The sequence below is a fragment of the Palleronia rufa genome (genome assembly GCF_000743715.1).
Classification (GTDB): Bacteria; Pseudomonadota; Alphaproteobacteria; order Rhodobacterales; family Rhodobacteraceae; genus Palleronia; species Palleronia rufa.
On record NZ_JQEY01000005.1, the window covers coordinates 105320 to 120895 of the forward strand.

The window sequence follows — 15576 nt, forward strand, 5'->3', positions numbered from 1 at the left end:
GCGGGCGTCGTCTGCGGGGCCTTTGCACGCGACCCCTATGCCGACAAGGCCGTGATGATCGCCCCGGAGACGATTTCGGGCGCCTCCTCCTGGATCAGGTGACCGAAGGCACCGAGCGAAATTGCCGTGCCGTGCGGCGCGCGGGCTGCGGCACGAACTGACACATCCGCAGGAACCGTCGCGTCATCGGCGCCGGTGAGAAGCGTCAGAGGCGCCGGAAAGGTTTCCAGCTCTTGCCAGACGGGTTCGGCGGACCACTGAGACATCATCGCGATTGCGCCTTCCACATGGCTCGGCCGTGAAATGAGGGAACTGTAGTGCCGCAGACCCGAGGCATCGATCCGCGAGCCCGTCGCCTTGATGAGCGGACCTGCAGCTCCGGTCGCGCCCATGAGGCCCGACAGCGCGAAGGGAACGAGCGGCACCGCAGCGAGGGTGCGCGCCATGATCGGAAAGAGCCATGCCGCCGGACCCTCGAACGGCGTCAGCGCCGCGTTTATTCCGACGACCGGGACGGGTGGATCGATCGCCAGCGACATGCGGATCGCGAGCGCGGCCCCCGCGGAATGGCCGACGATCAGGTCCGGTCGAACATCCAGCGACGCGCAGAGCTCTGCCAGATCCTGCGCCATCGCGGGAAGCGCGGACCGCTGCCGGGTGCCCATTTGCGTGAAGCCATGGCCGGGCAGATCGGGCGCAACGACCCGGGCGCGCCGTGCGAGCAGCGGAAAGACATCCCGCCATGTGTGGGTGGCCGATCCCGTGCCGTGCAGGAGCAGAATCTGCGGACCCGACCCGCCGATCTGCACATGCCATCGGTGCGGTCGGCTGTCGACCAGGCGTGACCGCGCGCGGTTCGGCCAGTCGTCGGGGATCCGCGCCGGCATCTAGGCGCTGACGGCGGCGTTCAGGGCGTCGCTTCCGACGCGGGGCAGGGCAAGGTAGCCGGCGCCAAGCGTCGCGGCGAGATCCTTCAGCACGGCGCCGGGCCGCGTGCCGCAATCGACCACAAGGCATGGGATGCGCTCGGCCCTCACCCGGGCGGCGACGCCTTCGGCATCCGCCATGGCGCGGGCCCGGTTCGCCGTGGTGTCGCGGGCAATATTGGCCCGCCCGTCGGTGAGCAGGACAAGCGTCGCGCCGCTTCCCGCCCGCCGGGCCCTTATCGCCAGATCCAGACCTGCGTCGAGACCGGCCGCCAAGGGGGTGCCGCCGCCGCCAGGAAGGCCGGTGAGGCGGCGTTTGGCCATGACGAGGGACCGGGTCGGCGGCAAGACGACCTCTGCCGCGTCGCCGCGGAAGGCCACCAGCGCCACCCTGTCACGGGCGGCGTAGGCGCGCTGGAGCAGCGTCTCGACGGCGCCCTTGGCGTCGGCCAGGCGGTTCGCCGCAGCAGAGCCAGAGGCATCGACGACGAACACCACCAGCCGCTCGGAGCGCTCCTCGTAGCGGCGGACATGCAGATCTGAGGGCGCGATGAGGATCCGGCGCGCGTCGCCCGGTCGGAGACGGCGGCGGACGGTCTGCCACGGCGCCGCGGCCCGGAGCGTCGCGATCGCGTCGATCCGCCCGCGGTCCGGCCGGCCCGGACGGGAGACGAGCGGACGGCCGCGCAGGGTCGATTGCCGGGCCTGTCCGGCGCCGCCCGACACGGAGTCGGCGCGCTGGCGGGCAACGGCAAGGCCGGTCAGAAGGCCGGGCGGCAATGCCATGCGGGCGGGGTCCACGATGATGTCGCCGGCCATCCGCTGACCGGGAGCGGAGTCCTCACGCCCGGGATCGGGCGGCGGCGGTGGGTCGGCCGTGTCCTCCGGGGGTGGAACCGCCCGGTGCGCCAGGCAAAGCGCTGCGGCAAGGGAGACGTCCTCCGCCACCACGCGGTCGCGCCCGTCCAGCGCCGCCGAGGCGCGGGCTGCGGCCAGGGCAAAGAGCGGCGCGCGCAGGGTCGAAATGCCAAGCCGGGCGGCCCCGGCAATCACCGCGTCCCTCAGATCCTCCGGGACCGAGACGTGGGGGAAGATCTGGCGGGCGCGGGCAAGATCCTGGATCGCGGGTGCGTCGAGGTCGGACAGGCCGATGCCTTCCAGCGGGACGAACATCCCGACCCGCTCGCACAGGGACGCGGGCGGCATCTCGTCGGGCTCGGCGGACTCGTCGCAGAGCAGGATCGCGGGGCCATCCGCGTCCAGCGACTGGGCCAGGCGCGCGGCAAGGGCCGGGGGGCACCGCTCCGCCATGGCCAGGTGCAGCGCCGTCGCCCGGGACAGGATCCCTTCTTGCCGCAGTATACGGCCCGCGGAGATGGAGCCGATCAGGTCCGCGCCGCCGAAAAGGGCGTCGTCGCCCGTGGCCGGCCCGATCTTCTGCGGTGCCAGCGGCGCGAGCCGCGACAGAAGCCGGTCCCGCGCCGGACCGGGCCGCGACCGGATCCACAGTCCGCCGAGGGCACCCCCGGCAACGCAGAGCGCATCGGCGGCACGGATGGCGCGCTGCCAGGCGACGCTCATTCCGCGGCGGCCGGAAGCGGGCCGAACACCTCATCCATGGTGCGCAGGATCCGCGTGGCAGAGCCAGATTCGTCCATGGGATCGCGGCGTAGACGGTGTTGCAGTGCCATGGGCGCGACCTCTCGCAGGTGGGACCGGGCAACCGCAGAGGCGCCGTCCATCGCGGCAAGCGCCCGGGCGGTCCTGAGCAACGTCAACTCTCCACGCAGCCCGTCGGAGCCGAGCGCGATGCAGAGTCCGGCGCAGTCGCGCAGCGTATCGGAGGGAGTCGCGACCTGCGGCAGGGCCTTGCGTGCCGCCAGGATCGAGGTACGCAGCCCGTCCTGCTCTGCCTTCCAGATCCGCAGGAAGCCTGCCGGATCGGCCTCATAGGCGGCGCGGCGGCGGATGACCTCGACCCGGGTGTCCACGTCGCGGGGCGAAGTCACATCGACCATCAGCCCGAACCGGTCCAGAAGTTGCGGCCGCAACTCTCCCTCTTCGGGATTGCCGGATCCGACCAGGACGAACCGGGCGGCATGGCGGATCGACAGGCCTTCGCGCTCGACCACGTTCTCACCCGACTGGGCCACGTCGAGCAGCAGATCGACGATGTGATCCTCCAGAAGGTTGACCTCGTCGATATAGAGATAGCCCCGGTTGGCCCGTGCCAGCAGCCCCGGCTGGAACGCTTTTTCGCCGTCCACCAGCGCGCGTTCGATGTCGAGCGCGCCTGTCACGCGATCTTCCGTCGCACCCAGGGGAAGGTCCACCACGGGTGTGGGAATCGACCGGACGCGGTCTTCGGCGTGCTGTGCCCAGTCGGGCACGTCGCGCCGCCGGGCCGCGTTGACCGGACAGCCGACGACGGCGCGGATCGGCGGCAGCAGCGCGGCCAGCGCCCGGACGGCGGTGGATTTCCCGGTGCCCCGGTCGCCCATGACCAGCACGCCGCCGATGCCCGGGTCGACGGCCGTCAGGACCATCGCGCGTTTCATGTCGTCCTGTCCGACGATCGCGGCGAAGGGGAAGCTGTGTCTCATGCGGCCTCTCGGGGGAAGAGAATAGGTGAGGCGCCGCGCCAGGAACCGGCCTCTGAGACGACTCGAAAGCGGGCGTAGAGTTCTTCCGCGAACCAGTCGCCATCGCGCACCGCGCGGATGGCGGCGGCATGGGGGCCGTCCCGCCGGGCGAAACGGGCCATGCTGGCGGCGTCGGGCCAGACGGAAAAGGTCACCTGATGGAGCCACGGAAGTTCGCCGATGCCGATCTTGAAGGCGACGGCCGGATCGGCGCCGATCCGGGCCGAGATGCCGGGTTCGGCGGCCCAGAACCTGGCCAGATGCCGCGGACGGATCGTCGCACGGGTGAGGGCGGCGACCGGACCGCGCGCATCGCGTCCGGGGCGGAACGGGGCCTGGCCCGCCCAGCGGCCCCGCGCCGATATGGGAGCCAGGAACAGCGTCCACGCTTCCTGCGCCCGGGCGGACCAACGTCGATAGACCGGTGAGTCGGCGACGCGGTGCCGGGCGGTGTCGGCATCGGGCCAGCAGGCCAGGATGGCCCAGACCGCGGTATTGGGGCGCGGTGTGAAGCCCTGTCCGCTGCCCGACCCGCACAGCTTCCAGAACGTGCAGTCGGGCATGGCGCGGAAGTCCAGGCGGGCGCGGCCCATCTGACCCAGCACCCACAGTCGGTCGAGCGCCGGACCAAACCGGAACAGGCTGAGCGTGACGGTCTGGATGGCGCACCCTCCACGAAGATCTTTCCGGCCAGTGTGACAGCCTTCCCGCGGTCCGGAAAGGGGGTCGGAGCAGATTGTCAGGCTGGATTGACACTGCTACGGTCAGCCCATGACAGACCTTGCCGCGTCGGAGAGCAGAGCAGTGGTAGTCGGCGCGGGGCTTGGCGGTCTCGCGGCGGCGATGAGGCTGGGCGCGAAGGGCTACCGCGTCACCGTGCTGGACAAGCTGGACAGTGCCGGCGGGCGCGGATCGGCGGTTCACATGGAGGGGCACAGGTTCGATCTGGGGCCGACCATCGTGACGGTGCCGCAGCTGTTCAGGGAGTTGTGGGCCGCCTGCGGGCGCGACTTCGATGCCGACGTGGACCTGCGGCCGCTGGACCCGTTCTACGAGATCCGCTGGCCGGACGGATCGACCTTCACCGCCCGCCAGGACACGGACGCCATGCGGGCCGAGGTGGCGCGGCTGTCGCCCGGGGATGCCAGCGGGTATGAGCGGTTCCTGCGTGACAGCGCGGCCCGCTACGGCTTCGGGTTCGAGGATCTGGGCCGGCGGCCGATGCACAAGCTGGCCGATCTCATCCGGGTTTTGCCAACGTTTGCAAGGCTCAGGGCGGATGCCTCCGTGGCCGCCCATGCCGGCAGGCGGTTCCGGGATCCGCGGCTGAGGATGGCGTTCTCGTTCCATCCGCTGTTCATCGGCGGCGACCCGTTCCACGTCACCTCCATGTATATCCTGGTCAGCCATCTGGAGAAGGCGTTCGGGGTCCACTATGCCATGGGCGGGGTCGCGGCCATTGCCGACGCCATGGTGCGGGTGATCCGCGACCAGGGCGGAGAGGTCCGGTTCGGCACCGAGGTCGAGCGGATCGTCACCGCAAACGGCCCGTCCGGCACGGTCGGAACCGCGTCGGAAAAACGTATGAGTTCCGTAAGAGTTCGCAACGGCGCCCGCGCCGTCGGGGTGGAGACCGCGGCGGGTGAGACGATCCCCGCCGACATCGTGGTGTCGAACGCCGATGCGGGCCATACCTACACGCGGCTGCTGCCCGGCAGGAAGCGCTGGACCAAGCGCAAGCTCGACGCGCGGCGGTGGTCGATGGGGCTCTACGTCTGGTATTTCGGCACCAGGGGCACGCGGGAAATGTGGCCGGACGTCGGCCACCACACGATCCTCAACGGCCCGCGGTATGAGGGGCTGGTCAGGGACATCTTCGTGAACGGGCGGCTGTCCGACGACATGAGCCTCTATCTCCATCGCCCGACGGTCACCGACCCCTCCGCCGCGCCGGAGGGGGACGACACGTTCTACGCGCTGTCGCCCGTGCCGCACCTGGGCCATGCCGACCCGGTGGACTGGGCAGAGGAGGCGCCGCGCTACCGCGAGAAGGTGGCCGCGCAGCTCGACACGATGATCCCCGGCTTTCGCGCGCGGCTGGGCCCCAGCCACGAGCTGACCCCCGCCGATTTCCGCGACCGCTACCTCAGCCCCCACGGCAGCGGATTCTCCATCGAGCCGCGGATCCTGCAATCGGCCTGGTTCCGGCCCCACAACATCAGCGAGGAGGTCGCGGGACTCTATCTGGTGGGCGCCGGCACCCATCCCGGCGCGGGGCTGCCCGGCGTCATCTCCTCGGCCGAGGTGCTGGGCAAGCTGGTCCCCGACGCCGCCCGCCCGATGGTCCGTGCCGGAAAGCTTGCGGCGGAATGATCGACCCGCGCGACATGGCGCACTGCCGGGAGGCGATCCGCCACGGATCGCTGTCGTTCCACGCCGCGTCCCGCGTGCTGCCCCGGCGGGTCCGCGACCCGGCCCTGGCGCTCTACGCCTTCTGCCGGCTGGCCGACGACGCCGTGGACGAAGGGCGCGACAAGCGCGAGGCCGTGCTGCGGCTGCGCGACCGGCTGGATCTCGTCTATCGCCAGATGCCCGAGCCGCGGCCCGCCGACCGGGCCTTTGCCGCCGTCATCGCCGATCACGACATGCCGCGCCCGCTGCCCGACGCACTGCTGGAAGGGCTGGCCTGGGACGCGCTGGGCCGGCGCTACGACACCCTGTCGGAGCTTTACGGCTATTCGGCGCGGGTCGCATCCGCCGTGGGGGCGATGATGTGCGTGCTGATGGGGGTGCGCGATTCCCACGCGCTGGCGCGGGCCTGCGATCTGGGCGTGGCGATGCAGCTGACCAACATCGCCCGCGACGTGGGCGAGGATGCGCGGGCGCGCCGGCTGTACCTGCCCGGCGACTGGCTGGCCGAGGCGGGGATCGAGCCGGAGCGGTTCCTGTCCGCCCCCGCCGCCGATCCGGCCGTGCGCGCCATGGTGCGCCGCCTGATCGGGCAGGCCGAGCGGCTCTATCTGCGGTCGGAGTCCGGGATCGCCGCGCTGCCGCTGTCGGCCCGGCCCGGCATCTATGCGGCGCGCCACATCTATGCCGCCATCGGCGGGGCGGTGCGGCGCAACCGCTGGGACAGCGTCGGCCCCAGGGCGCGCACCGGGCGGGCGCGCAAGGCGGCGCTGCTGGGCCTGTCGGTGGCGCGGACGGGGGCGAGCGTCGCCATGCCGCGGTCGGCGGTGATCTACGCCCCGCCCCTGGCCGAGACGGCGTTCCTGGTGGATGCGGCACGGCGCGACGCGCCGCCGTCGCACGCCTGGGGCCACGGGCTGGTGGAGGTCTTCGCGCAGCTGGAGCGGCACGATCGCGCGGGCGCCGGGATCTGAGGAACAAGCCCCGGGACGCCGGTGTTTTCCGCGATACCCCCAAGGAGGCACGCGATGACGACCTACACGATGACCCTGAAAGAGAAATCGCCGGTGACCCATGACGTCTACCGGCTGGTGTTCGACCGGCCAAAGGGCTTCACCTTCGAGTCCGGGCAATGCACCCATTGGGCATTGGACCGCGACGGCTGGCGGGACGAGGACCGCCCCTTCACCATGACCTCCCAGCCCGAGGAGGACGACCGGGTGGAGTTCGTCATCAAGTCCTATCCGGACCACGACGGGGTGACCAAGAAGATCCCCGGCCTGGAACCGGGCGCGCAGGTCATCGCGGACGAGCCCGACGGCGCGATCACCGACCACGGCGCGGGCGTGTTCATCGCCGGGGGGGCCGGGGTGACGCCCTACATCCCGATCCTGCGCCGCCGCGCGAAGGACGGGACGCTGGACGGATGCACGCTGATCTTTTCCAACAAGACCGAAAAGGACATCATCCTGCGCGAGGAATGGGAGGCGATGGACGGTCTGCGCTGCGTCTTTACCGTCACCGATCAGGACGATGCCGCCGTGGAGACCGGCAAGGTGGATGAGGGGTTCCTGAAGCGTCACCTCGACGATCTCGACCAGCCTTTCTACATCTGCGGCCCGCGGCAGATGGTCGACGACATCCGCGACGCGCTGAAATCCATCGGCGTGGCAGAGGACCGCATCGTGACCGAGAACGGCTGGTAGGCGTCAGCGGTCGCGCAGGGCCGAGATGAGTTCGTCCTTGGTCATGTCGGACCGGCCGTCGATGCCGATCTCCTGCGCCCGCGCGTAGAGCTCGTCCCGGGTCCAGTCCTCATAGGGCGGTTGCGCGCCGCCCTTTTCGGACGGGTTCATGTCGTCGCTGGCCTGCGCGTTGGCGATCCGCGCGGCCTTTTCCTTGGACATGCCCTTTTCGCGCAGGGCGTCGTAGGTGTCGGGATCCTTGATCGAGGGTGTCTTGCCCATGCCGGCCTCCGTCCTTTGGCGCTTTCGGAACCCGCGGGCCGCCTGGTTCGTTCCCCGTTGGTACAACAGCAGGGAATCGCCATGGTCGACAGCACCGAAGAGCGCGTTCGCGCCATGGAACTCCAGAACAAGGACAAGGGCCAGGACGATATAGACCACGAGGACGAGCAGCAGGTCGGAGAGGCGTCGCGCCTGTCGGCCAGGCTCATCTACGAGGTCATACGCCGCGACGGCGCCGACGAGATGGTGCGCCCCAAGACGTCGCTGGTGTTCTCCGGCCTGGCCGCCGGCATCCTGATGGCATTCTCCGTCCTTGGAGAGGCGGTGTTCCGCGCCCATCTACCGGACCAGCCGTGGCGCCCGCTGGTCGAGAGCTTCGGCTACACGCTGGGGTTCCTGCTGGTCATCAAGGGGCGGATGCAGCTGTTCACCGAGAACACGATCACCACCGTGCTGCCGCTGATCTCCAAGCCGTGCCGGGAATATGTCTATCTGACCACCCGGCTCTGGACGATCGTGCTGCTGGCCAATGTGGTGGGGGCGTTCATCGCGGCGACCTTCATCGCCCACTCCGGCGCGTTCGGGGACAATATCCTGGGGGCAGTCAAGTCGATCTCCGAGGATGCCGTGCTCTATCCGCCGCTGGAAGGCTTTGCCAAGGCGGTTCCCGCGGGGGTCATCGTGGCCGCGATCGTGTGGATGCTGCCCACGGTGCCGCACAACCCGTTCTTCATCATCGTGACCTTCACCTGGCTGATCGCCGCGGGAGGGTTCACCCATATCATCGCCGGATCGGTCGAGATGGCCTATCTGGCCGTGACCGGCAACATCTCATTCATGGAGTCGGTGGCGTTCTTCTTTCCGGTGCTTCTGGGCAACGTGGTGGGCGGCACGGCGGTGTTCACGCTGATCACCTGGGCGCAGGTGGCCGCCGAGGTGGAGAACTGAGACCATTATGTGATGCGGAACGGGTAGCCTCGGGGTTTCGCGGGGACTATCATGCGCCTGTCGGGTGGCAGGGGGCGGAATGTGAAGAGTTTGCGATTGGCCGCCGTGGGGGCGGTGACGCTGGTTCTGGCCGGTCCCGCGCCGGCGCTGGAACGGCTGGTGTTCACGGTGCAGGGCAACGACGATCTTGAGCAGAGCCTCAGGAACGCGTCGCTGGTCGCCCAGGCAGAGGCCGAGGAGGTCACCGATCCCGCGGAACTCCTGGCGGCGGCGCGCGCCGATTACGGCCGGCTGGTGGGCGCTCTCTATGCCGAGGGCCGCTACGGCGGCGTGATCTCCATCAAGGTGGACGGGCGCGAGGCGGACGCGATCTCTCCGCTGGCGCAGCTGGGGCGGATCGGGACGATCAGCATCACCGTCCAGCCCGGACCGGTCTACCGCTTTTCCCGCGCCGACATCGGGCCGCTGGCGCCCGAAACCACGCTGCCGGACGGCTATGCCGTGGGCGAGGATGCGCGGTCCGGCGTGATCCGCGACGCGGCCGGGGTGTCCATCGACGCCTGGCGCGCCGTCGGCTACGCCAAGGCCGACATCGCGTCGCAGGATGTGGTGGCCCAGCACGGCGACAACCGCATCGCCTCTGCCATCGGGGTGGCGCCGGGTCCGCGCGTCACCTTTGGCGATCTGATCCTGACCGGCGAGTTGACCGTCCGGCCGGAGCGCCTGCGCGCCATCGCGGGCTTTCCATCCGGAGAGGTCTTCGACCCCGACGAGCTGGACAGCGTCGAGCGGAGGTTGCGGCGGACGCAGGTGTTCTCATCCGTGGCGCTGGTCGAATCCGACCGGCTGGGTCCCGGCGACACCATGGACGTAGAGGCCGACCTGGTCGCCTTTCCACCCCGGCGGATCGGCTTCGGGGCGGAGATTTCCAGCGTCGATGGCGCCACCCTCACCGGCTACTGGCTGCACCGCAACCTGCTGGGCGGGGCCGAGCGGTTCCGCGTCGATGCGGCGGTCTCCGGCCTGGGCGGGCAGGGCGGCACCGACTACAGCCTGGGCACGCGGTTCGAGCGTCCGGCGACCTTCTCGCCCGAGAACACCGCCTTTGTCGAGGCGCGGCTGGAGCGGCTGAACGAACCCGACTTCACCTCCGACACCGGTACCGTCGGCGCGGGGATCCTGCGTTACGTCAACGACGACCTGGAGCTGGAATACGGGCTGGCCTACCGGTTCTCGCGGGTGGACGACGCCACCGGACGGACCGACTACAGCCTGCTGACGGCACCCTTGGCGGCCACCTACGACACGCGCGAGGAGCCGCTCGACGCCAAGTCCGGGCTGTTCCTGGACCTCACCGCCACGCCGTTCTACGGGCTGAACCCGCAGACCGGCGACGGCGCGCGGCTGACCTACGACGCGCGGACCTATCTCAGCTTCGGCGCCGAGGACCGCTTTACGGTCGCCGGGCGGGTCCAGGGCGGGTCGATCGTCGGCGCCGACCTGCTGAGCGTGCCCAACGACTACCGCTTCTATTCGGGCGGCGGCGGCACCGTGCGCGGGCAGGCCTATCAGAGCCTGGACGTGACCCTTCCGGGCGGCATCGAGTCGGGCGGCGGCTCCTTTGTCGGGCTGTCGGGCGAATTGCGTGCCGGGATCACCGACAATATCGGCGCAGTGGCGTTCTACGACTACGGCATCGTCGGGCGGGACAGCTTCCCGTCGGCCGACAGCGACAGCCACGCGGGTGCGGGTCTGGGCCTGCGCTACCTGACGCCGATCGGACCGATCCGGCTGGACGTGGCCGCGCCGGTTTCGGGCGGGGGCAGCGGTGTCGAGGTCTATATCGGCATCGGCCAGGCATTCTGAGGAGTGAACATGCGGAACCTCATGCGGATTGCAGTCCTGGCGGCCGGTCTGGGCGCCATCCCGGTCATGGCCCAGGACACGGCCGACGATGGCGGCGGGTTCCTGGAGAACCTGATCGAGGACCGGCTGTCCACCGAGGGGACGCAGGTCCGGGTGCGCGGGTTCGAAGGTGCGTTGTCGAGCCGGGCGACGATCGCGCAGATCGAGATTTCCGATGCCGACGGCCCGTGGCTGACGGTGAACGGCGCGGTCCTGGACTGGAACCGCCGGGCGCTGCTGCGCGGCCGCCTTGACGTGCAGGAGCTGACGGCAGAGGAAATCGTGATGCCGCGCCGTCCCCGGGGCCAGGCCAAGACCAACGCGCCGACCCCGGAGGCGCAGCCGTTCTCCCTGCCCGATCTGCCGGTCGCGATCGAGATCGGCCGGATCTCCGCGCAGCGGATCGAACTGGGCCAGCCGGTGATCGGCGAGGCCGCCGAACTGAGCTTGGACGGATCGGCCAGCCTGGCGGACGGCAGCGGCGCGGTGGACATCACCGCCGAACGTCTGGACGCGGAGACCGGCACGTTCCGCATCGCCGGCAGCTTCGACAGCGGCTCTCGGGAGTTGCAGATCGACGTGAGCGTGGACGAGGGCCCCGACGGCATCATCGCCAGCCTGATCGACCTGCCGGGCCGTCCCGCGCTGAGCGCCACCATCGACGGATCGGGGCCGCTGTCCGAGTTCGACACCAGCATAGAGCTGACCACCGATGGCGAGCCGCGGCTGGCCGGAACGGTGGCGCTGCGCGAAGTGGACGGCACGCAGGGATTCGTGGTCGATCTGGGGGGCGACGTGACGGCGTTGTTCCTACCGACCTACCGCCCGTTCTTCGGAGACAACGTGCAGCTGCGCGCCACCGGGGCGCAGTTGCAGGGTGGCGGCTTCCGCCTGAGCGAGCTGGATCTGTCGGCGCAGTCGTTGCAGTTGCAGGGGCAGGTGTCGGTCGGGGCCGACGGCGTGCCCGACCTCATCGACGTGACCGGCGAGATCGCCAGCGCGGACGGGCCGGTGCTGCTGCCCGTCGGCGGCGAGGTCCGGGTGGACCGCGTCGATCTGGACGTGGCCTTCGACGCGAGCCAGGGCGAGGACTGGACCGGGCGTGTGGCGGTCGAGGGTCTGGACCGGCCGGGCGTGGCCGCCGGCCGGGTCGCGCTCGACGGCGGCGGCACCATCGCCGGCAGCGGCGACACGCTGGCGGTCGCGGCCGGGTTCGACTTCGGGGTGGAGGGCCTGTCGCTGGACGACGGCGGGCTGGGCGCGGCGCTGGGCGACAGCATCGACGGGCGGATCGAACTGGGCTACAGGGCCGGCGATCCCATTGTCATGGACCTGCTGCGGCTGGCTGGCGCCGGGTTCCGCCTGGAGGGGAACGGGCAGGTCGATCCCGACGGCGACAACGTGCCGCTTGCGCTGACCGCGCGGCTGGATGCAGAGGATCTGTCGGTGTTCTCCGCGCTTGCGGGGCAGACGCTGACCGGCGGCGCGTCCGCCGATCTGGACCTGTCCGCGCAGGCGCTGTCGGGGGCTTTCGACGTGACGCTGGAGGGCCGCGGGCAGGAGCTGGGCGTGGGCATCGCGCAGGTCGATCCGCTGCTGGCGGGCACAACGGCGCTGTCGGTGGACGCCGCGCGGGACGAAAGCGGCCTGACGGTGCGCGAACTGGCGCTGACCAGCGACGCGCTGGATGTGACCGCGACGGCGGATCTGACCTCTGACGGGGGGACGGCGCAGGCGGATGTGCGGATCGACGATCTGGGCCGGATCGACCCCGACCTGGAGGGTCCGGCGACGCTGGCCTTCAGCGCCGCCCGGCCGCAGGACGTGTGGACCGTCGATCTGGACGCCTCTGGCGCCGACGCGCGGATCATCGGCAACGCCACGATCGCGGAGCTGGATGCCGAAAGCCCGCTGGCGCGGTTCGACCTGGAGGTCGCGGCGGCGGATCTGTCGAACTTCACCGTCTTTGCCGGGCGCGACCTGGGCGGGTCGGTGGATCTGTCGACCGACGGTCAGACGCGGCTGAACCTGCGCGATGCGACCGCGACGCTTTCGGGGACGATGACCGATGTGTGGATCGCCCAGGAGGAGGTGGATCGCCTGCTGGCCGGCACGACCGACATAGAGGCAGAGGTGGCGCGGGAGGGTCCGCAGATCCGGGTGCCGCGGCTGCGGATCGCGAACCCGCAGATCACGGCCACCGGAGAGGCGCTGATCGCCTCCGGCCAGAGCGACGTCCAGGCGCGGATCTCGCTGGCGGAGCTGTCGCGGATCGTGGACGCGATGAGCGGCCCGGCCGAGATCGTGCTGGACGCGCAGGAGACGGCGGAGGGCTGGACCGTCAATCTGAACGGCGACGGCGCTGGCGCACAGATCGCGGCCGACGCGACGGTGACGGAACTGGACGCGGAGGCGCCGCTGGTGGCGGGAACGGCCAATGTGCAGGCCGCCGATCTGTCGGTCTTTTCGGCCATCGCGGACCGCGATCTGGGCGGGTCGTTCGACCTGTCCGTGGACGGGCGGCTGCGCACCGACCTGAGCCGGGCGGAAGCCGGGATCACCGGCCAGACCACCGACCTGGCCCTGGGCCAGCCCGAGCTGGACCGCCTTCTGGCCGGCGTCACGGACCTGGACATCCAGGCGTCGAAGGACGGTGGCCGGCTGCTGGTGCCGCGCCTGTCCCTGACCAACCCGCAGATCGGCGTGGACGGCAACGTGCGCTACGGCACCGGCGACGGGGCGGTGGAGGCGAAGATCGTGATGCCCGACCTTGCCGCCGTGGTCCCGGAAATGTCGGGGCGGGGCGAGGTTACGCTCTTTGCCGAAGAGACCGGCGGCGCGTGGCAGGTGTCGCTCGACGGCAGCGGCGCGGGTGCCGCGGTCGAGGTGCTGGGGCAGGTGTCGGACCTGGAGGCGACCCCGCGCTTCGACGGCGAAGCCTCGGTGCGGGCGTCCGACCTGTCGCGGTTCCGCACTCTTGCCAACCGGCCGCTGTCCGGTTCGGTAACGGTGGACGCTTCCGGAAGCGCGACCGTGGACGGCTCGGCCTTCGATCTGACGGCGGACGTGCAGGCGGACGGGCTGCGCACGGGCATCGCCCAGGCGGACGGCATCCTGTCGGGCGGCCAGACCACCCTGACGGCGGCCCTGTCGCGCGACGGGGCGGAGGCGCCGATCCGGGTCCAGCGGCTGCGGCTCGATTCGCCGGGGCTGGACGCCACGGCGGACGGCCAGATCCTGGGCGGGGCGAGCGACCTGACCTTCGACGCGCGGCTGGCCGATCTGGGCCAGTTCGCGCCGGGGCTGAACGGCCCGCTCACCGCAGAGGGCCGCGCCGGGCAATCGGGCGGCAACGTGACGCTGGACGTGGCGCTGACCGGTCCGCAGGGGATCACCGCCCGCGTCTCCGGCGAGGTGGCCGAGACCTTCGACCGGGCGAACCTGAACGTGACCGGCAACGCGCCGCTGCGGCTGGCCAACACGTTCATCACGCCGCGCGCCCTGTCGGGCGATGCCCGGTTCGATCTGGCGCTGGACGGGCCGCTGGCGCCGACCTCCGTCACCGGGACGGTGACGGTATCCGGCGGGCGGCTGGTCGATCCGGGGGTGCCGCTGGTCCTGAACGACATCCAGGGCACCGCGCGGCTGCAGGGCAGCCAGGCGCAGATCGACCTGTCGGCGAACAAGCAGGACGGCGGGTCGCTGCGCCTGACCGGTCCGGTGTCGCTGAACCCCGGCTATGACGCCGATCTGCGCCTTGAGCTGGCGCGGCTGGTCTTCGAGGATCCGCGTCTCTACCGCACGCGGATCAATGGCACCGTGACCGTGGCGGGCCCGCTGACGGGGGGGGCGACCATCGGCGGCGACCTGCGCCTGGGTGAGACGGAACTGCGGATCCCGTCCACCGGGCTGGGCGTGACCGGGCCGATTCCGGACGGGCTGGTGCATGAGAACGAACCTTCGGACGTGCGCCTGACGCGCGAGCGTGCCGGCCTGGTCGAGACGCCGGGTTCCGGCGGCGGCGGGGGCGGCGGCGGCGGCGTGGCGTTCCCGCTGGATCTGACGATCCGGGCGGAAAACCGCATCTTCGTGCGCGGCCGCGGTGTGGATGCGGAGCTGGGCGGGCAGCTTGCCCTTGGCGGAACCACGGCGAACGTGATCCCGTCCGGGCAGTTCGACCTGATCCGCGGCCGCATCAACATCCTGGGCAAGCGGCTGGTCCTGGAGGAAGGCAGCGTGACGCTGCAGGGCGATTTCGACCCCAGGCTGCGGCTGGTCGCCCGGACCGACGCCGGCGACGTTACGGTGCTGATCGTGGTCGAGGGCCAGGCGACCGAGCCGAACATCGCCTTCCGGTCGGAACCGCAACTGCCGGAGGATGAGGTTCTGGCGCGGCTGCTGTTCGGCAAGTCGATCGAGAACATCTCTCCGCTGCAGGCGGCGCAGCTGGCGTCTGCCGTGGCGACGCTGGCGGGTCGGGGCGGCGACGGGATCGTGTCGCGGCTGCGCCAGAGCACCGGGCTGGACGACCTGGACGTGACCACGGACGCGGCCGGCAATGTCGGCCTGCGGGCGGGCAAGTATGTCTCGGAAAACGTCTATACGAATGTGGAGATCGACTCGGCCGGGGAGGCGCAGATCAACCTGAACCTCGACGTGACGGATTCGATCACGGTGCGCGGCGGCGCGGCCAATACCGGAGAGACGACGCTGGGAATTTTTTTCGAGCGCGACTACTGAGAGACAAAAGACACGTTTTCTTGATTGAACAGGATTAGG

The 15576-nt window shown here is 70.6% G+C and carries 11 protein-coding genes; 6 read left to right on the top strand and 5 right to left on the bottom strand.

Annotated elements, in window-relative coordinates:
• Window positions 1-35 precede the first annotated feature (35 nt).
• From bchO to crtA, 4 genes are read right to left on the bottom strand one after another with little or no spacing between them, the layout of a single operon-like run.
• Window positions 36-887 (bottom strand): alpha/beta fold hydrolase BchO, encoded by an 852-nt coding sequence (bchO, locus tag KW83_RS09070; protein ID WP_036177632.1) that lies wholly within the window; start codon window positions 885-887, stop codon window positions 36-38.
• A complete protein-coding gene (locus tag KW83_RS09075) occupies window positions 888-2507 on the bottom strand; it encodes a VWA domain-containing protein (RefSeq protein ID WP_036177634.1) in 1620 nt (539 codons plus the stop codon).
• A complete protein-coding gene (gene bchI, locus KW83_RS09080) occupies window positions 2504-3529 on the bottom strand; it encodes a magnesium chelatase ATPase subunit I (RefSeq protein WP_036177636.1) in 1026 nt (341 codons plus the stop codon). Before bchI ends, KW83_RS09075 begins: the two co-directional genes overlap by 4 nt.
• Window positions 3526-4230, bottom strand: a complete 705-nt coding sequence (gene crtA / locus KW83_RS09085) for a spheroidene monooxygenase (protein WP_036177638.1) — start codon at window positions 4228-4230, stop codon at window positions 3526-3528. The genes bchI and crtA overlap by 4 nt, the downstream gene beginning before the upstream one ends.
• Window positions 4231-4339: 109 nt before the next feature.
• Here crtA and KW83_RS09090 point away from each other — a divergent pair, with 109 nt between their 5' ends.
• From KW83_RS09090 to KW83_RS09100, 3 genes are read left to right on the top strand one after another with little or no spacing between them, the layout of a single operon-like run.
• On the top strand, window positions 4340-5941 hold the full coding sequence (locus KW83_RS09090) for a phytoene desaturase (RefSeq protein ID WP_036177640.1): 1602 nt from the start codon (window positions 4340-4342) through the stop codon (window positions 5939-5941).
• Window positions 5938-6951: a 15-cis-phytoene synthase gene (gene crtB / locus KW83_RS09095; protein ID WP_036177642.1), complete on the top strand. Its 1014-nt coding sequence runs from the start codon at window positions 5938-5940 to the stop codon at window positions 6949-6951. The genes KW83_RS09090 and crtB overlap by 4 nt, the downstream gene beginning before the upstream one ends.
• A gap of 54 nt (window positions 6952-7005) precedes the next feature.
• Entirely contained in the window at window positions 7006-7683 is a 678-nt protein-coding gene (locus tag KW83_RS09100) for an FAD-binding oxidoreductase (RefSeq protein ID WP_036177644.1), read from the top strand.
• Window positions 7684-7686: 3 nt separating this feature from the next.
• Here KW83_RS09100 and KW83_RS09105 read toward each other — a convergent pair whose 3' ends face one another.
• Window positions 7687-7944 carry a DUF7218 family protein gene (locus tag KW83_RS09105; protein WP_036177646.1) on the bottom strand — a complete coding sequence of 86 codons (258 nt, stop codon included), beginning with the start codon at window positions 7942-7944 and terminating at the stop codon, window positions 7687-7689.
• A gap of 81 nt (window positions 7945-8025) precedes the next feature.
• Here KW83_RS09105 and KW83_RS09110 point away from each other — a divergent pair, with 81 nt between their 5' ends.
• The 3 genes from KW83_RS09110 (at window position 8026) to KW83_RS09120 (ending at window position 15537) form a co-directional block, all read left to right on the top strand.
• Window positions 8026-8892: a formate/nitrite transporter family protein gene (locus KW83_RS09110; protein WP_081904535.1), complete on the top strand. Its 867-nt coding sequence runs from the start codon at window positions 8026-8028 to the stop codon at window positions 8890-8892.
• Between the two features lie 81 nt (window positions 8893-8973).
• The gene (locus tag KW83_RS09115) at window positions 8974-10758 is read left to right on the top strand and encodes an autotransporter assembly complex protein TamA (protein WP_235191395.1); all 1785 of its coding nucleotides are present in this window, start codon (window positions 8974-8976) and stop codon (window positions 10756-10758) included.
• 9 nt (window positions 10759-10767) lie between these two features.
• Window positions 10768-15537, top strand: coding sequence for a translocation/assembly module TamB domain-containing protein (locus tag KW83_RS09120; RefSeq protein WP_036177650.1), 4770 nt, complete (start codon window positions 10768-10770; stop codon window positions 15535-15537).
• Window positions 15538-15576 lie beyond the last annotated feature (39 nt).

Coding starts and splice junctions, on each gene's coding strand:
- bchO (WP_036177632.1), bottom strand. CDS start 887: ATGCCGGCGCGGATCCCCGACGACTGGCCGAACCGCGCGCGGTCACGC.
- KW83_RS09120 (WP_036177650.1), top strand. CDS start 10,768: ATGCGGAACCTCATGCGGATTGCAGTCCTGGCGGCCGGTCTGGGCGCC.
- crtB (WP_036177642.1), top strand. CDS start 5,938: ATGATCGACCCGCGCGACATGGCGCACTGCCGGGAGGCGATCCGCCAC.
- KW83_RS09110 (WP_081904535.1), top strand. CDS start 8,026: ATGGTCGACAGCACCGAAGAGCGCGTTCGCGCCATGGAACTCCAGAAC.
- KW83_RS09075 (WP_036177634.1), bottom strand. CDS start 2,507: ATGAGCGTCGCCTGGCAGCGCGCCATCCGTGCCGCCGATGCGCTCTGC.
- bchI (WP_036177636.1), bottom strand. CDS start 3,529: ATGAGACACAGCTTCCCCTTCGCCGCGATCGTCGGACAGGACGACATG.
- KW83_RS09100 (WP_036177644.1), top strand. CDS start 7,006: ATGACGACCTACACGATGACCCTGAAAGAGAAATCGCCGGTGACCCAT.
- KW83_RS09105 (WP_036177646.1), bottom strand. CDS start 7,944: ATGGGCAAGACACCCTCGATCAAGGATCCCGACACCTACGACGCCCTG.
- KW83_RS09090 (WP_036177640.1), top strand. CDS start 4,340: ATGACAGACCTTGCCGCGTCGGAGAGCAGAGCAGTGGTAGTCGGCGCG.